We start from the raw sequence: 21552 nt of genomic DNA on the forward strand, positions 1-21552 counted from the left end.
TGGAATGGGCCGGCGATCAGACCATTACGGTGGCATTAATCATGATCTCCGACAGCAGCGTGTAGCAAGCCTGCCAGGCTGCTTGCACCTCAGGTGTCCAGGCTTCGCCCAACCCTTGTTCCAGCGTCCAGAGCAGGGCCTGCCCCACCAGAACGTAATGATGTTCCTGAACGCCGTAGTGTACGTGTCGGCGGGCGAGGGCTTGTACGTCAGTCACCACACTGTCGAGCCGGTCGAGTCGGGTAATAACGTAGGTGAGCGTAGCCAGGAGCTTCTTCGACTGCTCGGGCACCGACGTACGACTGAACAAAGGGCGAACCTCCGGCGCCGTGGCGAACAGTCGGTCATAGAAGAGTTGCCCCACGGTCTCAACGGGTAGACCGGCTACCAGTTGATAGGACTCTTTAACGAGTTGAATTTGGTGAAACGTCATGGTTGTGGTGTTTTAAAGTGTCTGGGCCGCGAGCGTCTCTGCCAGCCTTAGCGTTATCGGCAGCAGTACGTACGTTTTCATTTCAACATCTCCGCCAGTGCGCATTTCCTTCGGGCTTTGGTGTGACAGCTCGTCAGTGTGTTTGACTTTGCCGGTGGCTACCTCCACGAGCCGGGTTTTAAGCGTGGCGGAGCCTTTTGTGTTGTATTCTTCGACCGTCCCTGTCAGCACATAACCGACCTTGAGTTTCTTGCCGACCCGCACCGCAGCGGCCGTCGAAGCACCGTTCACCGCTACCAGATCGGCTTGCGATGCCTCCCTCGTGTGCCTGACATCCACGACGTGAACCCGGTTGGTTTTCATAAGCCGGAATGCGATGCTGGCCTGAAGCTGCCGCTTGGCTTCGGCCGTCATCCCCGACGCGTTTGGGCCGGGCGTGAATTCGACTACGGCCATCCGGGTCTTGCCTGTTTTCCCCGCCGATTCTGGCGACGGAGCCTGAGCGAGCGCCACGCCCGCCAATGCGATGCCCAAAAGAAGGGCGGTAACTACGTTTTTCATCATTGTTTCCATGTTGTAAATAGTACGTGGTTTGGTTTGCAGTTTGAGCATTTTCGTCGTGAACGTCTGACGTCCGTTATTCACCTTTACAAGAGACAACCCGGTCGGAACCGGTCTGCCGCAGAGGAAAATGAGTTGTGCCGATTGCTTACAGGTGATTCGGCGAATACCTTACTCGGGCTGGTACACCGGCAGCTCCTGGGTGCTATCTACCCCGTTGGATTCGAAAAGAGTCGGCCGCTCTTTTACCCAGTGTTCGAGGGTCTAAACCGAACTATCAACCTTGTTGAACCAGGTGCTCTCCATCTCATCACCAGCTTCAAACGAGTATATCAGCTCATCCCACCGCGTTCTGGACATTTCTATCTGGGCATTGTCGAACAGGTTGAAGTTGGTCTTGCACGTAGTAGTGGCCGGTCGGTCTCGGTCCGGAGCTTCTGAGCGTAACTGGTTGTGATTGCCAGCACCAGCAGACTCTGCAGGATTAAGCGTTGCTTCATCGTTTTTAGTAAGAAAGAGGTGATTCTCGACGACAAAGCTACGGGAGCCCTTAGGCGTACTATTGTACAAATGCGACATTCGCTCAGGACACAACGCATACTGAGCTAGTTCGTGGTTGTCTTTACTGTAAAGCGTTGGTCGTTTGCCTAAAAACTGCGTGAACGCACGGATATAATGCGAATGATCGTACTAACCACACTGATAGATGAGGTCGTAGCAGTCGGCCACCTGCCAGCGTTGGTTAGCGAGTGGAGTGCAGAGGTAACCTACTCACCGAATGGGGGCAAAATAGGGTACCTGCCAACAATCCGGGAAAATGTTTCATCAGATTACAGGATTCCAACAGTAGTAAAGCTTACTACCGTTAGCAGAGTGATACACAAACGCTATACAACATCTCATGTAATAGCGTCCACTGGGAATGGACGGAATTCGCGGCTCAACGATGAGCCGATTGATTTTGCAGGGGTTTTTAAGGTGTTTTGACAAGGGGTAGTAAAACTCCCTACCCCTTGCCGACCGAGGGTGTACCGAAATGGTACTACCTTCAATGGACCCACTTTTGGGGTCATTAAGAACAGTCCTGATTTCAAATCGGCTCTGCTGAGTTTTTCACTATTCGGTGAAAAGAAAAGCCCATTGCATCAAAATCTGCCTGATCGTAGGTAGTTACAGGAAATTCGTAAAGATTTACGAGGAGAGGTAGTTTTGAAAACCTCCTCTTACTTGCCTTCACTACTGTCAGTATCTGCCCGAAGTAACCGCTCAATTTCTACCGCTCGGGCTTGCAGCCGGGATAGTGTTGAGCCCCTTTCACCAATGGAGCCTGAGCTATCCCCTGCCGTTGGCGAAAAGTAAATCAAGTCCGCTTCACTCTCACCGTGAGCCAGGTTGTAGGCGTTGACTTGAGCCTGGGTTTGAGGGTTAGGGTAGACCGGCAGCTCATCGGCAAATACTTTGATGGTTGTATACAGCGTGGTTATGGTTTCATTCTCAGCAGTTGGCTCCAGTTGAAGGAATTCACTGATTGCCTGGTATAGATCCTGCTTGACGGCCTGGTTTTCCATGAGTGTACGTAGGGAGCTAATGAGTAGGAGATTCCCGACGGGTTAACACCAAACACCGCATCATGGTTGGGAGCAATCCGTGTAGGATGTGTAGGAAATGCAGGCGTAAAAACATCTTTTTTTTTACCTACTTCTAAACTTGCTTCGACAAGAGGGGCTTTCAATCAAAACTATCCTAAGGGCGGTATTGATACACATATCATATAGGGAGCTTAAAACGGTTCAATAATATTTTAACACCCTGTGACTATTGACATACCTGGATTAATAGCGCAAAGTGAAAGGAGCACGGTTCTCAATCCCCTACAGCTTTACGACCTTTTGCAAGGCGTTTTACGGGCGTCAGAAGTGGAATTTTGGCACAGTAAGGGTTAGTGTCGTTGAAAATTGGCCGGGTCGTTTCTTGTTACCGCCGTGCTGCCTATAGTCTGAATCTAAATATGGCTCATACATTAATTCTCCGCCGTTGTTGTCATAATTTGCGGCTAAGTTTTCGCAGACAAATTTCCAGTTCTTGTCTTTCCATTTCGATTCAGCCCGCAGCCATTTGTTTTTATCGTAGTCGTAGTTATCAATTCTGAACTGTTCACGCTTGTATTCCAAAAGTTCAAAGGCTTTTTTGTCACGCCAGAAATAGACCTGATTGCAGGTTTTATCATCGCAATATTCATTAATCAATGCTATTGCTACCTGCTTTATTTGAGCTGTGTCCCGTCCTAAGTCGTTGACGTAAAACCACAGATTGACAAAACGACCGTTACTGGCTCCATCCTGTTTGAGTAGTTCATGGACAGGCAAAGGAACGGATACAGTTTTGGGAACGGGTTCTTTATCTATAGCAGCCAGATTTTCTTTACTCTTCGTTAGAAGTGAAATGATAATTAAGCCAGCAAAGCCACCTAACGCCCATTTCCACCAATTGCTTTTTGATGGTTCATCTGCATAGGTGGTGATTGGTTCGGGTTCGGGGGGCGGCTGAATTTGAAGAGGACTTTCTACAGGCGCCGTTACTGACAAATCTGTGTCTTCTAAATCACATTCAAACACTCGAATGTGAGCCGTAGGTACATTCTTTTCTACACCAGTCCTAATAATCTCTGCACAAACACGGCCACCTTCATCAAAAACAGTGGCTGTTTTGCTTACATAAAGAGATGGGATGTGCCCAAGAATATATTCACCATAATAAACCGCTACCGCATTGGGGTCATACGGATTATTCGGCTCTCGGACTAAGTGCAGGGATGTGCCAGTTGGCAGGCTGGGAATTATATCCATGCCTTGATTAAACTTAATACCTGCTATATAGGTCGTGTATGGCTTCATGTTGAGCAAAGAGTATCAAGTATTGTGATTACTCTATTGCAACTTACTAAGCGGTCGAAAAATGGCTGAATGCTTAGGTGGAATAGCCAGGTGCTTAAAGAGGTGTTCAGTATGCCGATTGGTAGGCTGGCAAACCGTTTACATTCGTTTCACCGCAGATATATCAAATTTTTAGAAAGTGAATGGAAAAACGCTGATTCTGCTAGGTTCAGCGTTTTTTTCAATTAACAAAGGTTGTTACGTTTGCTTATTACTATTTATTTTTATAAATAACCGCCGAAAATCCTGTAACCACCTCAAAATCACTAAACTATGCCTACCTTAATTACTGGCCGCGTAAGACAAATTGATCAGTTCAACGACGATGATTCACGATTAGCAAACGTTGAAGTTACTCTTCGCAGTGCGGAAAATTTACTAGATCCAGTGGTAGTTACTACGGACGAATTTGGATTATATGCTACAAATTATTTCACTATTCCTATTGATATAGCTCCCTACAGAGATTGGATTGACTTAATAGTAAACTATTCCAAGACTGGGTATGTAAGTCAAGAAGCAAGGGTCAGAGTTTATTACAATAATCCAACTATACCGAGGAGATATATGGTGATGCGCTTGAGTAGACTAACCGAAACCACAATGTTTCGACGTGCATTTTTAAAAAAAATGGAAATCTTCGACGATACTGATTACTTCGGCGCTGGAGAGATATGGGTTAGAGCCTGGCTTCATGGATTTGGAAGTTTAAGTGCACCCTATCAGAGTAGACGCCAATCAACACTAGTAAAAGAAAGTGGCCAATTCGTTTTGGATAGCGGTAGTACCCGAACGTTTACCAGATCTACTAGTCCAATTTCATTCACAATAAGGCGCCCATTTTTTCAACGTGGCATACGTATCAGTGCCATAGTAAGAGAGGATGACAAGGAAGGTGACGAAATTTTTAACCCTTTAGACGCTACTGACCCCGATGATTTCGATACGCTTCTATCAATATCAGGGTCAGGCATTACCGACACCAGCAGTAGTGAATTTGTGCTAAGCACTGATACATGTAGATTAACCTTTGGTTTGTTAATGGACTAAAGAGGAGTCTCTCAGTTTGATTTTTCATTTGGAAACGCTGGCTTCGCTGAGGTCGGCGTTTTTTGATGCCTTGCTATATTTTACTTGCAACATATATAACAAAAGTATAATATAGCGGTTCTTGCATTTTAGACTCGTTATGTTAGACACCATCGACCATTTGCCCCCTGGCAGCATCGTGCCCGCCAAAACGGATTCACGGCACCTTATTCCGTTTTTCTCCTCGATGGTGCAGGGCGGCTTTCCCTCACCGGCCGAAAACTACATCGAACGCCGGTTAGACCTTAACGACCTCTGCATATCCCATCCTGAAGCCACCTATTTCGTGCGTGTATCGGGAGACAGCATGATGGGAGACCGCATCTGCGAGGGTGACGTGCTGGTGGTCGATAGCTCCAGAACGCCAACAGAGGGCAAAGTCGTAGTCGTCTGGTACGATGGGGGCCACAGCGTGAAGCGGATTCGTTACACCGGCAAGTTGATTGTGCTGGAGTCGGCAAACCCGGCCTACTTACCGATCTATGTTCACCCCGGCGAGAATTTCAGCGTGTTAGGTGTAGTTACCTACAATGTTCAAACCGTCCGCTGATATGTTTGCTTTAGTCGATGCCAACGCGATGTACGTAAGTTGTGAGCGCAGTTTTAACCCCGCACTGGCGGATAAGCCTGTCATTGTGCTCTCCAACCGCGATGGCTGCGTGGTGGCCCGTTCGGATGAGGCCAAAGCGTTAGGGATTAAAATGGGCCAGCCGTTTTTCGAACTGGAGGAACTTAGAAAAGAACATAATATCGCCGTATTCAGTAGTAACTATAGTTTATACGGAGACATGAGTTCGCGGTTAATGAGCACACTGAACCACTTCGTGGAAGACGTTGAGGTGTATTCAATTGACGAAGCTTTTCTAAAAGTCGACGGCTACGACAGCATATACCCCTCTTATGCCGGACTGGGGCAATCCATCCGGGATACCGTGAAACAGTGGCTCAGAATACCTGTATCCATCGGCTTTGGCCCAACCAAGACGCTGGCTAAAGTAGCCAACCGGATTGCCAAACAACGGCCGGAACTGTCTGGGGTTTGCGTGCTGGATTCATCGGATGAAATCACTGAAGCCCTGTCCGAGTTTGCCGTAAAAGACCTGTGGGGTGTGGGGTATCGGTACGCCAGTATGCTCAAACGCAACGGCATTACCACAGCCGCCCAGCTACGCGACGCTCCCGACGACTGGATTAACCAGGCCATGACTGTCAACGGGCTTCGCCTGGTCCATGAACTGCGCGGCTTTCCGTGCCAGATGCTGGAGGTGAATCCGCCCGCCAAAAAGTCTATCTGTTCGGCTCCGTCATTCGGGCGAATGGTGCCGGACCTGGCTACAATCACCGATGCGCTAACCAGCTACCTCACTCGTGCGGGCGAAAAACTACGCCGTCAGGATTCATTATGCGGCACCATAACCGTCTTTCTACATACCAACCGATTCCGAAAAACACCCGGCAATGGTCAACCCGCCAAACAATACTACAACTCCCGGACGGTGGAACTGCCTCATCCAACGAGCAGCTCGCCCGAACTGCTTACCTACGCGCTAGCTGCGTTGAAATCAATCTTCGCCTTTGGCTACGAGTACCAGAAGGTAGGTATCATTCTGAATAACATTGTGCCCGCCGACTTTCGGCAAAAGGGAATCTTTGTGGAGGGGCCGAACGAGAAGCAACTGAAACTGTCGGCGTTGGTGGATAAGCTCAATTACCGCTATGGGCAGGATAAGTTGCGGCTGGCTTCTAAGCTCTACAATCCCGATTGGCCCATGAAACAACAATGGCTGTCTAAACGCTACACCACGCGCTGGGATGAGATATTGATGGTAAAATAGACAGGCCCAATAATTAGGTGTCGCTTAGGCCATGAAACCACAGCAGCAGTTTAGCGTGTAAATTACTGAAGGGTATCTCCAGGCCGGTACTGCTCGCCCAATTTGGCGCATCCGAATGAATGGACACTTTGTGGGTTCCTGTATCATCAAATGTTACCTGAACATACAGACTATCGCCACTTGTCAGGGGCTTGGCAAACTCCTCAACGCCCGGCCCGGAACCGCTGACGATGAAACCATTTGCTAAAAGCCACTCCACAAACCAAATGTGTTTATTCATGTCCAGTCAAGGGAGTTGATACGGGGTTCCACATACAAAAACCAGCAGATTTCCTCGCCCCGCTAGTTGCATTAGGACTGAAGGCTAAGGGTTGCCTGGAACTATAAGCCAGCCTACCCCGCTATTGAGGAGCAAAATCAAGTTGGCCACCGGGTAAGAATTATACGCTGGAAAATAGCGAAGGGTGTCCGGTTGAGTGGACACCCTTCGCTATTCCATTAGGAACAGCAAACCATCATCGCCATTTAGATTTTTCCGGTGACATGCGGAAAATGGCAAGCCGAGAGATTGTACACCTTTTGTTCTACAATACCAGGTCGCGGCCGATTATGAGCGAAACCGTTATTCCCGGTTTCGGCTACCCTGTACTCAAGGTTGCGTACACCGCACTTACTAAAACAACAGTATGGAGATTCTATACCCAGTGTCGGATTGATACAAAAACGACATAAAAACGCTAACATCTTGTGTAATAGCGTCGGAATCAGCGACGGAAATCATGGCTCAGATTTGAGCCTTCAGATTTTGCAGGGCTTTTAAAAGTGTTTAAAAAAGGGTCGTAAAATTCCCTACCCATTACCTGCTAAGGGCGTAAAGTTTTTGACACCCCCGATTACAAATCGGTACTGGTTGATAGGTCCAACTCTGGGCTGATTAGTCCTGCTTACGAAAAAAGACTTTTGGCAAAGTGACCGTTTTTAGCCAATAGATCCGGAGCCGTTCAAAATAAGTGATCCAGTCCTTAGTCGTGTCGGGCTTGTTGGTAAAGCTGGAGACGCCTAATTCATAAGCAGCTTTAATGTCGGAGGCTGAGTCACTAACCGTCAACATAAGCACGGGGATGATATGGGTATGGCGATCTTCCCGAAGAATTCTTAAAAAGTCTAATCCATTTTCCCCGCTTCCTAAGTTAATATCCAGCAGGATGAGCCGAGGGCCATGCCCAGTTAGATTTGCAAAATACGTTTTGGCATCACCGGTGCTATGAACCTGAATAAAGCGGGCTTCTGGAAAACCACTTTTGGCCGTGAACTTTAGAATGTCAAGGAGAGGAGGGTCATCATCAATGACCAAGATAAGAAAGTCAGAAGACATAGTACGGTAGTTAGAGTTACAAGGTAATCATTCAGCCTTTATCAGCCTGCGCTACACATCTCGTTTTTCACCATCAAGCAAACTTACCAGGCAAAATAGGTAGGTTTAGTATTGGTAGTCCGTCCCTCAACTACATGCAGTCTTTCTTTTGGATCAGGCTTGTACTGCCCTCTAAGAATTAGTAAGGCAATCTGCTCAATCTCAGACTTAATGCCATCTGAAATAAACCAGCTTCTTAGAATTCCATGCTCAATGGTGGTAGATAAAACAAGCTCTTTCACAAATATAGTCTGTGGATTTATAGTGTTACCCTCATTTATCTGAATGTACCACCGCTCTACTGGGTAGCCTCTAATGCCTCGAATAACTAGCCTGAATACCTCACTTCCGGCTTTATCTTCGTACGGAACGGTATAGGTATGCAGGCCTCTTCTTACATCATTAACCCAACCTGTAGCACATTGTCGATATTTTAAAAGCTTTTTAGATTGGTTGTCGGACTTAGTTGGAAACAGGGTGTGAATAACGCCAGTACCCTTATAGGTTAGTAATTTATATTCTATCAGGTCGCCGTTTTTGTGCACATGTGTGCCCAAGTAAAAATCAAATTCTTCTGGTCGCTTATTTAAATCGGCTCGATGGTTTTCTGGCTTATAGATAGACTCCGCAATTGTGAGATAGTCATATGGAGCTACTCCGAATCTGATTTCTGAAGTAATACTCAATTCATCTTTATCTTCTCTCCAGACTTGCCGCCCGAATTGATGTCTTTCCCTAATATGCTGCAAGCCGGTCGACTCGTTGCCATTTACCATTATAAGCCCAATAGTAGCCAATACTCTATGAATAGACGTTTTTCTACCGCCTATGCCCATAAGATTTGGGTTAGACCAATCAGGCTTCTTAGCTTCTTCTAATACAGCTTGAATTTCACCTTGGATAAGTAAATCCTCGTGCATCTGATTAGGGAGTAAAGGACTTTTGGATCAGAGGCAATTAGTAGAAACCATAAACAACAAAAAAGGGAGATGTTTATAACATACTCCCTTTTTTGTGTGTAATACTGTGTGTAAATCTTGTAACTGCTTGATTTACAGCCTTACTTGCAGAGAGGAAGAGATTCGAACTCTCGATACAGTTACCCGCATACACACTTTCCAGGCGTGCTCCTTCAACCACTCGGACACCTCTCTAAGAAAAAATCGTTAGTCATTCGTAGACAGTCGTTAGTAAGAAAATACGTATGACGAATCACTATTGACTAACAACCTGGTTTTGCAGAGAGCGAGGGATTCGAACCCCCGGTACCCTTGCGAGTACTTCTGATTTCGAATCAGACCCATTCGACCACTCTGGCAGCTCTCTGTATCATTTGGCTGGTACGGCCGGTTCGCCGGAGCGATTCCGGGTGCAAAGATGCACGATTGTCGGTAAAAACGCAATCGTCTGGCCCCAAAAAATCGGCTATCCGCTCATCTCGCCACAAATCGGCTGAGCCAGAAGCGTTCGCAGCCGGACTGAACTACTCTCCTGACCAAGCAGTATCATCAGTTTGGTAATGGCCGCTTCGGTGGTGATGTCGGCTCCGCTTACCACGCCGATTTGCCCAAGCTGCTGACTGGTCTGGTAGTGCCCCTGCGTGACGCGGCCACCCTCGCACTGCGAAACATTGAAGATGACAACGTCCCGGTCGATGGCCTCTTTGAGCGTATTTAAGAACCAACCATCTGTGGGCGCATTGCCCGCTCCGAAGGTTTCGAGTACCACACCCCGCAGGTTGGGAATAGTTACGATGGACTCAACGACGGGTTGGGTAATACCCGGAAAAAGTTTCAAAATTGTTACGTTCGGATCCAGCACGGTTTGTAAACTTAATGACTGACCAGGCTGGTGCGGGCGGATAAACGGCCGGTTGTAGTCGATGCTCACGCCCGCCGTGGCCAGATGCGGGTAATTCTCCGACGCAAACGCATTGAACTGTACACTCTCGCGCTTGGTGGAGCGGTTGCCGCGCAATAGCAGCGAATTGAAATAAACGCACACTTCCGGTACAATTGGCTGGCCTTTTTCCTGCGTCGGCAAATTCACTGCGGCAGCATCCACTGCGGCAGCAATTTCGAGGGCCGTGATGAAATTCTCGCGGGCATCGCTGCGGGCCACACCAATGGGTAATTGTGCTCCGGTCAAAATGACGGGCTTGCTCAGCCCAGCCAGCATAAAACTCAGCGCCGACGCGGTATAAGCCATTGTATCGGTGCCGTGCAGAATCACGAAACTAGTATACCGCTCGTAATTCTGCTGAATAATCCTGGCCAGCTCGACCCATATAGCGGGTTTCATGTTCGAGGAATCGATGATATGGGGCAGAGTCAGCAACGTGATGTCGAAATCAAGTCGCTTCAGTTCGGGCAAACGGTCGAGTACCCGCTCAAAATCGAACGGAACGAGTTGACCAGCCTGGGGGTCATACACCATCCCGAACGTGCCACCCGTGTAAATCACCAACACCGATGCACGGGGTTGTTCCGAAGAAATTAAATTAATATGAATGGTTCTGTAGGACACGAGTTATCAGGTGGATAATGTAAAATGGGAGCGAAAATGGGGAATGATATTTGTAAAGCAACCATCATTATTCATTATTCATTATTCATTATTCATTATTCATTATTCATTCTCACACGCTCACTTCGGTAAGAGATTGGCGTATAGTGCCGGTAACAGCGACAGGGCGTTGGCGGTGGTATGCCGTGCCACGTCGTCGATGCGGATTTGCTTAAGGTCGGCGACGCGCTGGGCAATGAGCTGTAGATAGGCCGGTTCGTTGCGCTTGCCCCGATGCGGTACCGGCGCCAGGTAAGGCGCGTCGGTTTCGAGCACAATGTGCTCCAGCCCGATATGGGGCAACACCTTATCCAGCCCCGGAGCGCCGGACCGTCCATTCTTAAATGTCGCAACGCCACCGATGCCCAATTTAAAGCCTAACTCAATGGCCCGGTTCGCTTCATCGAGCGAACCCACAAAGCAATGAAAAATACCGGTCAGTTCGTTCAGAGCCGGGGAGACTGCCCTCAGTTTTTCAATCAGGCCGACGGCTTCGGCAAAAGCATTTCGACCGTGGCCGGAACGGGTGTGCATCGAAACGGGGAGTTTTTGTTCAGCCGCCCAGCGCAGTTGCGTCTCAAAAGCAGCAAACTGCTGGTCTACGAAGGTCATGTCCCAGTAAAAATCCAGACCAATTTCGCCAACGGCCATAAACGCATGTCGATTCAGGAGGTCTTCGACAGCCGCCAGTTCATCGGCAAACGATTCATTGACATACGACGGATGCAGCCCCATCATGGGCAAACATCGTTCAGGAAACTGGTCGGCGAGGGCCATCAGGCCCGGCACGGTTTCGCGGGCGCAATTGGGCATCCAGATTTGGCTGATTTGCCCACGTTCAGCCCGGTGCAGCATGTCGTCCCGCTCATCCGCAAACTGCGGGTCGTAAAGATGGGCGTGGGTGTCGATTAGAGTCATGGGATTTTATACGTTGTAAAGTTATGGAGTCATATAGTTGTCGAGTTTGACGCGCAGAGACTTGCTGCTACCAACAATTTTGTAACTATATGAAGCTGTCTAAAAATTAGATTTCTGTTGGCTCGGTTTTACCCCCAACCCCCTGAAGGGGGCTTATTTCCACGTCGGACAAAGCCCCCTTCAGGGGGTTGGGGGTAAAACCGAGCCTGTTTTTATGAAATTTAGACAGTCTCTATAATTCTATAACTTTACAACTCATTTATATTTCCTTCCTTTCCACTCAATTGGCGCGGGCAACAGGTAGAACATGACTGCCAGTGGCCCGATAATGAGTTGGTATATGTCAAACACCAACGCATACGGCCCTAAGTTGGTTTGCCGAAGCCGACTCAATCCAAACGAGATGACCAGCGTTTGCGTGAATAATCTGACCACATACAGGCCAATCGCCAGCGCGGGCATGAAATAGCCGAGCAGTAGCAGCAAGGGGCCTGCCAGATACTGCCCATACAGCGAAATGACCATCCAGGCGGGCAAATCGGTTGCTCCCCGCATCCAGCGTTTTCGCTGGTGCAGAAACGCCCGAAGTGTTTCTACCGGTTTCGTCCGGGCCAGGCTCTGCTCGTTCAGCAGGTTTCGGAAGTCGTATCCTTTTGCTACGATGGCCCGAAAAAGCGCGTAATCCTCCACCACCGAAAACGGCAGCGATTCGTAGCCTCCAATGGCCTCATAAGCCACCCGGCTCACGGCCATGTTGTTGCCCATCGCCGTAATCGGCACACCCACACTACTGGCTAAGTGACTCAGGGTCAGGTTATAAAGCCAGTCGAGGGATTGAAATTTATGAAAAAGTCCGGAGCCTTCGGGCAGGGTAACGCCCGAAACGATGCCAACATGTTCGGTAAACTGGCTCCCCAGTTCAGTTAGCCAGCCGATTGCTACCTGGGTATCGGCGTCCGTAAAAAAAAACAGATGACCCGTAGCCTGTTGGGCCAACTGAGCCAGCACATTGACTTTACCGGTTAAACCCGCTTTGGTGTCTGTAATATCGATTAACCGAAACGTTGGTTTATCGGCAATAAAATCTGCTATAATTTGACCAGTCTGATCAGTAGACTGATCATTACCAATGAGCACTTCGATAGCATCAGTCGGATAATCGAGTTGCGTGATGGCCCGCAGGCAGTCCTGAATCGTAGTTTCTTCGTTGCGGACGGCAATCAGAATACTAACTGGGGAAGACGCCCGGCCAACGTTCGGCCGGGATGGGGCCATCCGGTCCGGGTCCATCCCGGCCGGGTCAGTAGCCGGCATAAACGGGTTGCGGAACGGCCCGGAATGAATAGCCCTGCTCAGCAAAATGAGCCAGCATCCGGGGTAATACGTAGCGCATCGTTGGCCAGGCTTTCAGGCTGTCGTGAAAGACCACGATGGAGCCAGGCTCAGTGTGCTGAATCGTTTTACGCAGGCACACATCGACGGGCAAACTTTGGTCAAAATCACCGGTCAGCACATCCCACATCACAATGGAATAATCGTCCATAACCGGGGGTACCTGCGATTTTTTGATGCGTCCGTAGGGCGGGCGAAACAGAGCTGTTTCAATGCCTAACTCACGCTGGCATTTTTGGATATTTTTCAGATAGTCAACGTCGTCGGTTTTCCATCCATTAAGGTGATTGAAGGTGTGATTGCCGACCATATGCCCGGCTTCAAGCACTTTGGACAGCACATCGCGGTGTTTGCGAACATTGTCGCCGATGCAGAAAAACGTCGCCTGAGCCGAAAATTTATCCAACTGCTCCAGCACAAACTCCGTCACGTCTGGAATTGGCCCATCGTCGAACGTCAGGTAGATTGTCGGTTCGACTTTGTCGTCGATCTTCCACCAGAACTCAGGATAGACCGTTCGGAGCAAAAAATTCGATTTATGAAGAAACAGAGCCAAAATTATTTAACGTTTAAGGTTTAAGGTTTAAAGTTCATTCCAGCCCTGGAACGTTGACCCTTTACCCTTAAACACCACTAACTCAACTTTCGTCCTTTCCAGACATATCCTTTTCCCTGGGCCGCTAACCCGAAGAAAAGTACATAGAGCGGGTAGATTAACTGGGTTAGCGGAATAACTCCTACCGACGATTTTTTTTGTAAAAAAACAAGAATTTGCCGTAAAAACAAAAACTCCGGTATAACCTTCAGGCCAATAACGATAAGTGTAGTATTTCCGTTTAAAAATTTGAATAACCAGCCCAGCACGGCCAGCATCGGAGCGGCATTACTCAAAAAGACAAACACCGCCAGCAGCGAAGGCAGGTAACTGGTGTAGGCCCTCCACTTACTGGCCCACCGTTTCCGCTGGTTATAAAACGCCCGCCAGGACTGATGCGCCCGGGTCTGGACAAGTGCATCTGCATTTTTCAGGAATCGAACGCCGTTGGGGTACAGGGCTGCAATTTTATGCATCAAAAACTCATCGTCGCCCGATGCCAGATGATCGACACCCGCGAAACCACCCACTTCGGTAAATACGTCTTTTACGTAGCACAGATTGGCTCCGTTGCACATGGTTGGGTAACCGAGGGCCATTGTGCTGGCTCCTGACCCGATCAGGCTGGCAAATTCAACGGTTTGCAGCGAATCGAGAAGGGTGCGTTCAGCCGTGAACGTTACCGGGCCGGAAATAAGTTTGGCACCGGTTTTCTGGTAAAAAGCGGCCAGGGTTGCCAGCCAGTTTGGGCCCGCCCGGCAGTCGCCATCCGTCGTCACGATCAGGCTGCCCACTGCCAGGGCGACACTTTGAGTGATGGCTCGTTTCTTGGGCGACGCCGTGCGCTCGCTGGCCAAAGGCAGCGGGTGCAGCGCAAAGGAAGCTGTTTGAGCGTATTTCTGAACGATGGCCAGGGTTTGGTCGGCAGATGAATCGTCGGCAACGATCACGTCAAACCGGGTATAGGTCTGATGGCTAAGGTCGTTCAGCAGATTTTCGATAGTGTCCGCTTCGTTTCTGACGGGAATAATGACGGTGATGAACGGAGCCTTCAGGGCCGTTATGTCAGGTCGAAAATCGGGCATCCGCAGCCAGGCAAGCCAGAGCGTGAGCGTAAACAACGCGTAGAGCAGGCTAATCGCCACTAAAAAAATTGTCATTCGGCGGTGAGTTTCAATTTCCAGACCCAAATCAATCCCACCAGCACGGGCATCAGAATATTAGCAATCCAGAGTGTCAGTGTTGCCGTGATCACCACCGGAGCGGAAATCCCAGCCGGGGTAAAGACCCATAACGCAGCCGCTTCCCGAACGCCCAGATCACTCAGTAGGTTGAAAGCAGGCGTCATGGTTTTAACCAGAAATACCAGCCCAATACCCGATGCAGCCATGCCCATGGGCAGCGCGATACCGACCAACCGGATGGCGATGTAAAACTGAACCGAAAAAACCAGGTACCGCAGCGCTGCTGCCGTAAGCGCCTGCCCGATTTCCTGATCTGAATACAATCGGGCAACGTTCCAGTAAGGGGCGAATCGGCTCAACCCCGGCCGTTTTTCCAGCCATTCGAGCCACCGACGGCGGGCCAGGCCGAAGGCGATTCCGCCGACCGACAGTACACTCAGCACCAGCAGCAGCCATTGCCCGGTTTGGGTGTTTCGGTCGGGAACAACCGTTAACTGATGTGCCCAGGCAACGGTGCCAAACACCAGCGCGACGTAGAACTGCATCCCGCCCGATACCAGCGAAGCCCCAATGGCGGCCCCCCGCCCATCTGACCGCAGCGAGAGCACCCGCCCGGCGGTATCGCCCAACTGCGCGGGCAGCGCAAATCCCAGCGATACGCCCGCCAGCACACCCCGGCAGGCATCCCGGAAGGACGTTTGCTCGACGCGACGGAGCAGAATCTGCCATTTGAGGGTCTCAAAGCCCCAGTTGACGGGGATAAGCACCAACAACCCAATGGCCCAGCGTTCGGGATGGTCGACGGTTTGTAGCTGCGACCGAACAATGGCCCAATCGAACGGCTGTTGCCATAGCACATGAGCGATATACGCTACGAGGCTGGCAAAAACGACGAGTTTGGCCCAAAAAATGATTTTTTTACCTGGTTTCAGCGACAAATCGTATGAGAACACGTTACTTTGTAAGAGAGCCAACACCCAGCCATGACACCTCCAGCTAATTCACCGGTCATTCTTCCCAAACCGCCGATCTCTGAGAAAATTATTCTTGGGGTTGACCCAGGCACACAGGTTGCCGGGTACGGCATCATTTCGGTGAAATCGGGCGTGATGAGCATGATGCAGTACGGCGTGGTTCAGTTGAGCAAATATACTACCTATCAACTGAAGCTTCAGAAACTCTACGAAACCATCCTGCGGCTCATTGACGATTACCACCCCGATGAGATGGCGATTGAAGACCCGTTTTTCGGCAAAAACGTGCAGGTGATGCTTAAACTGGGCCGGGCGCAGGGCGTGGTGATGGCGGCTGCCCTCTCGCGCAACATTCCGATTGTGGAGTATGCTCCCCGGCGCATCAAGCAGTCGGTAACAGGCAACGGCAATGCGTCTAAAGACCAGGTCTCGCACATGGTCAGTCATTTGCTTCGGGAAGAGTTGAATCCGCAATTTTTCGACGCAACCGATGCACTGGCCATTGCTGTCTGCCACCACTTCCACGAAAACGCGCTGCCGGTCGCGCCGGGCAAAAAAACCAAAAAAGGAGCCTGGGGCGCCTTTGTGAGCGAAAACTCAGGCCGGGTAATGTAAATTACGTAAACCTTTAGCGATAAATGGAAACGACCTTCACACTTCGCAAAGACGAGTTAGACACCGAATTTTTGGAATCGGTTAAGCGGCTGTTCAAGAATGCCCGTGAACTACAGATTACAATTAGTTCGGCAACAGATTTCGATTTGACTAAGTCCGAATCGCCATCAGAATACATAACCCGATTGGAAAAGGCTGCACATAATCTCGCAACTGGGAACAATCGGGTTGTGATGACAGATGAGCAATTTGATGATTTCACCCTCAATCTGCTCAAATGAGGAATATTATTTTTGAGCAGGATCTATTCGATGATTACGCCGATTGGGCTATTTACAACAAATCTATTTTTAAACGTATCTACGAAATCATTCGTGACATTCGGCGGCATCCCTTTGATGGTATTGGCAAACCAGAGCCTTTGAAAGGAAATCTATCAGGCTACTGGTCTGGACGCATTACTGACGAACACCGACTGGTTTATAAGCTTGACACAAACGGCGATATATTAGTTATTTCGGTTAAAGGTCACTACGGCGACAAGTAAGCCTTGCCTCACGAGAATGCACTGCCCGTTGCGCCGGGCAAAAAAACCAAAAAAGGAGCCTGGGGCGCCTTTGTGAGCGAAAACTCAGGCCGGGTAATGTAATTCTCAGGCTGACCGGGGCTGGATCAAATCCCATAAATTTCCGTACAGGTCTTCAAAAACAGCGACTGTTCCGTAGGGTTCCTCGACGGGTTCTCTTACGAATCGGATGGTATCCGCTGACATGCGGGTATAATCGCGCCAAAAATCATCGGTATGTAAAAAGAGAAAGACGCGCCCGCCCGTCTGATTGCCAACGCGGCTTTTTTGCTCGTCTGTAGCCGCTTTTGCCAGCAACAGGCAACAGTCCGTTGAGCCGGGTGGAGCCACCAATACCCACCGTTTTGTTTCGCTCAGTGCAGTATCTTCCAGAAGGATGAAGTTAAGCTTTTGGGTATAAAACCGGATGGCCTCGTCATAATCGTCTACTACTAAGGCAATGTGTGCGATTCGTTGATTCATTATCGAGTGGTTCGATGCTACAATGGCTCAAACGGAAAGTACGCAGGATAGTTGTTGGTTTGACGCCAAAACGTACCCCTCATGCTTTTTTCAGCAAACGATTCACCTGCCCGCCTATCCGCGTAGCTTTCAGTTTATTACCCGAATCATCGGGCACGAACGCATGGCCCTGCAACAAATTCGCGTTCGACTGCTGCACCATTCATTCAGCATACGTCAGCCAGCCTGACTATCAATCGAAGCCTCGGACCGTGAAAATGCCGACCCAACCGTTCGGCAGTACGTTGAAAGCTTCTTCAACCGTGCCGTTCCAGAAAACGCCCCTTAGTTCAAACACGATTACGAAGGTTCCGATGACCGTAGCGACGGACCGATACCCGCCCACTTGAAAGCGGCTATGCCGGGCCAATCCGTCACGATTCCCATTACAAACGGGTGCGTAAATCCTGGCACCTGGCAGGGCGTATGCCACAACGGCGGACCGTCTCGGTGAGCACCGCAACGATGGCAGTCGCCGGAGGCTGGTTCTGACGGTCTGGGGAGAATGAATAATGAATAATGAATAATGAATAATGAATAATGAATAATGAATAATGAATAATGAATAATGAATAATGAATAATGAATAATGAATAATGAATAATGAATAATGAATAATGAATAATGAATAATGAATAATGAATAATGAATAATGAATAATGAATAATGAATAATGAATAATGACAACAGAACGCATTATTCATTATTCATTAAAATTGGTCAGTACGTTTCGTACTCATAATACAAGGTTTCCACAGCGGTGCCACCGGTTGTGGTGATCCGAATAGTTGGCAGATTGGCGCTGTTGTAGGCATAATTATACGTTGTACTGCCCGCAGAAAGCACATTGTTCTGGCTTAAGTTGAACAGGTTATCAATACCCCCATAGTAAGTATAAATAGTACTGGTTGCGGCATTACCAACCCCCGGCCCAAATCTACCCGGCGCTGGAATGAGAAAAACGCCATAGAAGGGGTTTACTTTGTCGTCGAAGGTAAAGGGCGTGCTTGTCGTTCCATCAACAACTGGAACCATAGGGCCTCCTAAGCGAATAATCTTCACGGTAGCAGTGGCAAGCGTCAGATTATTTCCGGTGAAGGCAAACGTGCCACCTGCACTATAAATAAGACCAGCCACATTAACGCTTTTGCCGTAGCCTGACGGTTGATTACCAGAAGTATAGCTGGGTGATATACTAAGCGTGGATGGCGAGTGTCTCAAATTAGAGACCTGACCCGCCCCATTATAGGAGTAGGTATAGGTATCTCCATCAAAACTGTAAAGTGGCGCCCGTCTGACAAACGTGTGCTGGACCTGGGTAAGCCGGTTTTGACCATCATACTGATAGGTCGTGTTCTCAACTGGCGCTACGCTGCTGTCGGGTGTCTCGTAGCCAATAATCAGGCTTAGGCGATTCTGGCTATCATACTTAAAGGCACTAACTTTGGTCGGGCTATTGGGCGTTTCCTGGGTGATGGTTTTGACCCGCAGGCGTTCAGGGCCTGACCCCGGCGACACCACCGGAACCCGGTGATCGATACAGGACAGAACAGTAGCAACAAACAGGAGGCTGAGAAGCCACTGGCGGAGATGTGTAGGTTTCATGACGATTTAATTATAGGATGTTTTGACTAAATCGCTTAGACCTCAAAAAGGTAAGCGACTGTAAGGCAAAAAAAGTATAAAATTATCAATTTACCCTTCTTTGCTATCCAAAATCAGCAGAAATGTAGCCTACACCTGATTCATTTTCATCTTTTTACACTATTTCAGTAGATTCACAGAACGGTCATTTGTTACATTACGCTAAGCTACCGCAGCAATCGCCATACTTCGGCCACACTCGTGACCGGCAACTGACACGCTCGGTTGTAGCAGACATAGATGGCTGTTTGCCCGTTAAGTGTCCCTCGCTGCTGTAGAAGCGGCAGATCGCTTTTGTCAGTCGTTCCACAGAGAACTTTGTTTGGATAAAATTCTGCATCCAACTCGGCCCGGAACCGGTCAGCGTCGGGGCCAACGATGGCGATTTCGGCGGTGGGCCGGGCACGAAGCGCAAACTGAGCCGCCCAGTTGGTGAGATAGTCGGCGTTTTGCTGCACCAATGGCTGCACCCGCCCCAGCATCTGCTCGGCGCGGTTCGCGTAGTCGGGCCTTTCGAGCAACAAACTGAGTGTGTGCAGGTTTTCAGCCATTATCGAGTTTGACGATGGTATCACGTTGTCGAACAGTTCTTTACGGCGGGCAATGAGTTCTTCGCCATTTTTATCGGTGAAGAACAACATTGGGTCCGGGTCCGTGTTTTCAGTCCGATCGGTATCGCTGAAATTAGTCAGCACGTACTGCATCAGTTGGTCAGCTTCCATCAGCCAGCTTTCAGTGAAGGTGGCCTGATACAACGCCAGCAACCCATCGATCACGGCGGCATAATCGTCTAAGAAACCAGCCTGCCGGGCGCGACCCAATTTATACGTATGCCAAAGGCGACTGTTGCGGCTGTCGCGCATCTTTTTCAGGAGAAAATAAGCTAACCGAAGAGCGAGGGTCAGGAATTCCGGTTCGCCAAAAACGCGGTAGGCCGTAACCAATCCTTTCAGTATCAGCCCATTCCAGGAGCACAGAATCTTGTCGTCCAGGCCCGGTCGGATGCGCTCGTTCCGCACGCGCAGCAGCCGGGTATGGGTGGCATCCAGTCGCACGTTCAAATCGGCCTGCGACCAGCCCATTCGTTCGGCAAAGGCGTCGTCGGACTCGGTTCGGTGCAGGATGTTACGGCCGTGTTCCCAGTTTCCCTCGTCCGTCAGATTGTACAGTTTGGCAAACCATTCGTAATCCCCACTCAAAATCTCCTGCAACTCCGGTGTGGTAAACGTGTAAAATTTACCTTCTACGCCTTCGCTGTCGGCATCGAGGGCGGAGTAGAAGCCGCCTTCGGGGCTGAGCAGTTCACGCTGGGCAAAGCCAATCGTCTGATAGACAACGTGTTTATAGAGCGGACTTTTCGTCAAACTATAGGCTTCGGCGTAGAGCGTCAGCAGTTGCCCGTTGTCGTAAAGCATTTTCTCAAAGTGGGGCGCAAACCAGTCGCCGTCCGTTGAGTAGCGGGCAAACCCACCGCCAAGCTGGTCATAAATCCCACCCAATGCCATCCGGTCGAGGGTTAGCCTGACCTGATGCAGGGCACTTTCATTACCGGCCGACGCAGATACGGTTACGTCATAATACCACAGCAGAAACCGCCAGATACCCGGCATCGGAAACTTGGGCGCCCGGCGCATACCCCCTTTCTCATCATCGGCTTTTACGGCCACTTTGCGATACAGTACCTCCAGGGTTTCGGGAGCAAACAGCGGGTCGTTTTGGGTCAGGCCGTAGCGTTCGGCATTGGTCAGGTTGAGTTCCGTGGCGAACCCTTCCGCCGACTGTGCGAGGTCGTCGCGGTGTTCGTCAAAAGCGGCCCGAATGCTAGCCAATAAATGAAGCCAGTTCGCCTTGGGCAGATACGTCAGGCCATAAAATGGTTTGGCATCGGGCATCAAAAATACGTTGAGTGGCCAGCCGCCCTGCACACCCATCGCCTGCACGGCATCCATGTAAATCGCATCGACATCGGGGCGTTCCTCGCGGTCAACTTTAATGCAAATGAAGTGTTCATTCATCACCCGTGCCACGTCGTCCTTCTCAAACGATTCGCGCTCCATCACGTGGCACCAGTGGCAGGCCGAGTAGCCAATGCTGACCAGAATGGGCTTGTCTTCCTGCACGGCTTTGGTCAGGGCTTCGTCGCCCCAGGGATACCAGTCAACTGGATTTTCGGCATGTTGAAGCAGATACGGGCTGGTTTCGTATTGGAGTTGGTTAGGCATAGTTTAAAAAAAGGGGGTAACACAGAGACGCACCGAGAGCACAAGAGATTCACAGAGAAAAATAGTTTTGAGAAATCTCTGTGATATACCC

Annotated in this window: 22 protein-coding genes, 2 tRNA genes and 1 pseudogene; 7 read left to right on the forward strand and 18 right to left on the reverse strand. The window is 49.6% G+C overall.

Translation table 11 applies throughout. The features are described from left to right. Positions 1-16: 16 nt before the first annotated feature. The 4 genes from ACYVI1_RS00555 to ACYVI1_RS00570 form a co-directional block, all read right to left on the reverse strand. Positions 17-433 carry a globin family protein gene (locus tag ACYVI1_RS00555; protein ID WP_460905445.1) on the reverse strand — a complete coding sequence of 139 codons (417 nt, stop codon included), beginning with the start codon at positions 431-433 and terminating at the stop codon, positions 17-19. 12 nt (positions 434-445) lie between these two features. After that, on the reverse strand, positions 446-1045 hold the full coding sequence (locus ACYVI1_RS00560) for a hypothetical protein (RefSeq protein ID WP_460905448.1): 600 nt from the start codon (positions 1043-1045) through the stop codon (positions 446-448). 1172 nt (positions 1046-2217) lie between these two features. Beyond that, a complete protein-coding gene (locus tag ACYVI1_RS00565) occupies positions 2218-2562 on the reverse strand; it encodes a hypothetical protein (protein WP_460905451.1) in 345 nt (114 codons plus the stop codon). Positions 2563-2904: 342 nt separating this feature from the next. Continuing rightward, positions 2905-3888, reverse strand: a complete 984-nt coding sequence (locus ACYVI1_RS00570; protein ID WP_460905454.1) for an HIRAN domain-containing protein — start codon at positions 3886-3888, stop codon at positions 2905-2907. Between the two features lie 312 nt (positions 3889-4200). On the opposite strand from ACYVI1_RS00570, the gene ACYVI1_RS00575 reads away from it, so the two are divergent. From ACYVI1_RS00575 to ACYVI1_RS00585, 3 genes are all read left to right on the forward strand, one after another. Further along, the gene (locus ACYVI1_RS00575; RefSeq protein ID WP_460905457.1) at positions 4201-4977 is read left to right on the forward strand and encodes a hypothetical protein; all 777 of its coding nucleotides are present in this window, start codon (positions 4201-4203) and stop codon (positions 4975-4977) included. A 139-nt stretch (positions 4978-5116) separates the two neighbouring features. Next, positions 5117-5566, forward strand: a complete 450-nt coding sequence (locus ACYVI1_RS00580) for a LexA family protein (RefSeq protein ID WP_460905460.1) — start codon at positions 5117-5119, stop codon at positions 5564-5566. 1 nt (position 5567) lies between these two features. Continuing rightward, entirely contained in the window at positions 5568-6851 is a 1284-nt protein-coding gene (locus ACYVI1_RS00585; RefSeq protein WP_460905463.1) for a Y-family DNA polymerase, read from the forward strand. 13 nt (positions 6852-6864) lie between these two features. Here the strand turns inward: ACYVI1_RS00585 and ACYVI1_RS00590 are convergent, their stop codons facing one another. The 11 genes from ACYVI1_RS00590 to ACYVI1_RS00640 all read right to left on the reverse strand — a co-directional run bounded on the left by ACYVI1_RS00590 (position 6865) and on the right by ACYVI1_RS00640 (position 15857). Further along, the gene (locus tag ACYVI1_RS00590) at positions 6865-7131 is read right to left on the reverse strand and encodes a hypothetical protein (RefSeq protein ID WP_460905466.1); all 267 of its coding nucleotides are present in this window, start codon (positions 7129-7131) and stop codon (positions 6865-6867) included. A 654-nt stretch (positions 7132-7785) separates the two neighbouring features. Beyond that, entirely contained in the window at positions 7786-8226 is a 441-nt protein-coding gene (locus ACYVI1_RS00595; RefSeq protein WP_460905469.1) for a response regulator, read from the reverse strand. Positions 8227-8309: 83 nt separating this feature from the next. Continuing rightward, complete coding sequence (locus tag ACYVI1_RS00600; RefSeq protein WP_460905472.1) at positions 8310-9185, reverse strand: hypothetical protein; 876 nt, start codon at positions 9183-9185, stop codon at positions 8310-8312. Between the two features lie 147 nt (positions 9186-9332). Beyond that, positions 9333-9419, reverse strand: a tRNA-Ser gene (locus ACYVI1_RS00605). A gap of 85 nt (positions 9420-9504) precedes the next feature. Next, positions 9505-9591 (reverse strand) — tRNA-Ser (locus ACYVI1_RS00610). A 99-nt stretch (positions 9592-9690) separates the two neighbouring features. Then, a complete protein-coding gene (locus tag ACYVI1_RS00615) occupies positions 9691-10791 on the reverse strand; it encodes an asparaginase (protein ID WP_460905475.1) in 1101 nt (366 codons plus the stop codon). 120 nt (positions 10792-10911) lie between these two features. Next, positions 10912-11748, reverse strand: a complete 837-nt coding sequence (locus tag ACYVI1_RS00620) for a TatD family hydrolase (protein WP_460905479.1) — start codon at positions 11746-11748, stop codon at positions 10912-10914. A 255-nt stretch (positions 11749-12003) separates the two neighbouring features. Then, complete coding sequence (locus tag ACYVI1_RS00625) at positions 12004-13062, reverse strand: glycosyltransferase (RefSeq protein WP_460905482.1); 1059 nt, start codon at positions 13060-13062, stop codon at positions 12004-12006. Continuing rightward, a complete protein-coding gene (locus tag ACYVI1_RS00630; protein WP_460905485.1) occupies positions 13049-13696 on the reverse strand; it encodes a polysaccharide deacetylase family protein in 648 nt (215 codons plus the stop codon). Before ACYVI1_RS00630 ends, ACYVI1_RS00625 begins: the two co-directional genes overlap by 14 nt. A gap of 77 nt (positions 13697-13773) precedes the next feature. Next, entirely contained in the window at positions 13774-14895 is a 1122-nt protein-coding gene (locus ACYVI1_RS00635) for a glycosyltransferase (protein WP_460905488.1), read from the reverse strand. Continuing rightward, positions 14892-15857, reverse strand: coding sequence for a lysylphosphatidylglycerol synthase transmembrane domain-containing protein (locus ACYVI1_RS00640; RefSeq protein WP_460905491.1), 966 nt, complete (start codon positions 15855-15857; stop codon positions 14892-14894). The genes ACYVI1_RS00635 and ACYVI1_RS00640 overlap by 4 nt, the downstream gene beginning before the upstream one ends. Positions 15858-15902: 45 nt before the next feature. On the opposite strand from ACYVI1_RS00640, the gene ruvC reads away from it, so the two are divergent. Genes ruvC through ACYVI1_RS00655 form a run of 3 tightly spaced genes read left to right on the forward strand, consistent with a single transcriptional unit; the run spans position 15903 to position 17055 of the window. Further along, entirely contained in the window at positions 15903-16508 is a 606-nt protein-coding gene (ruvC, locus tag ACYVI1_RS00645) for a crossover junction endodeoxyribonuclease RuvC (protein ID WP_460905494.1), read from the forward strand. A gap of 23 nt (positions 16509-16531) precedes the next feature. Further along, positions 16532-16789: a hypothetical protein gene (locus tag ACYVI1_RS00650; RefSeq protein ID WP_460905497.1), complete on the forward strand. Its 258-nt coding sequence runs from the start codon at positions 16532-16534 to the stop codon at positions 16787-16789. After that, a complete protein-coding gene (locus ACYVI1_RS00655; RefSeq protein ID WP_460905500.1) occupies positions 16786-17055 on the forward strand; it encodes a Txe/YoeB family addiction module toxin in 270 nt (89 codons plus the stop codon). The genes ACYVI1_RS00650 and ACYVI1_RS00655 overlap by 4 nt, the downstream gene beginning before the upstream one ends. Before the next feature lie 105 nt (positions 17056-17160). On the opposite strand, the gene ACYVI1_RS00660 is transcribed toward ACYVI1_RS00655, so the two are convergent. Next, the gene (locus ACYVI1_RS00660) at positions 17161-17556 is read right to left on the reverse strand and encodes a VOC family protein (RefSeq protein ID WP_460905503.1); all 396 of its coding nucleotides are present in this window, start codon (positions 17554-17556) and stop codon (positions 17161-17163) included. A gap of 100 nt (positions 17557-17656) precedes the next feature. On the opposite strand from ACYVI1_RS00660, the pseudogene ACYVI1_RS00665 reads away from it, so the two are divergent. Continuing rightward, a pseudogene (locus ACYVI1_RS00665) lies at positions 17657-18104 on the forward strand (secondary thiamine-phosphate synthase enzyme YjbQ). Between the two features lie 211 nt (positions 18105-18315). Here the strand turns inward: ACYVI1_RS00665 and ACYVI1_RS00670 are convergent. After that, entirely contained in the window at positions 18316-19200 is an 885-nt protein-coding gene (locus tag ACYVI1_RS00670; RefSeq protein ID WP_460905505.1) for a hypothetical protein, read from the reverse strand. A 206-nt stretch (positions 19201-19406) separates the two neighbouring features. Beyond that, the gene (locus ACYVI1_RS00675; RefSeq protein ID WP_460905508.1) at positions 19407-21461 is read right to left on the reverse strand and encodes a thioredoxin domain-containing protein; all 2055 of its coding nucleotides are present in this window, start codon (positions 21459-21461) and stop codon (positions 19407-19409) included. Positions 21462-21552: the final 91 nt, after the last annotated feature.

This window comes from Spirosoma areae, from assembly GCF_054781775.1.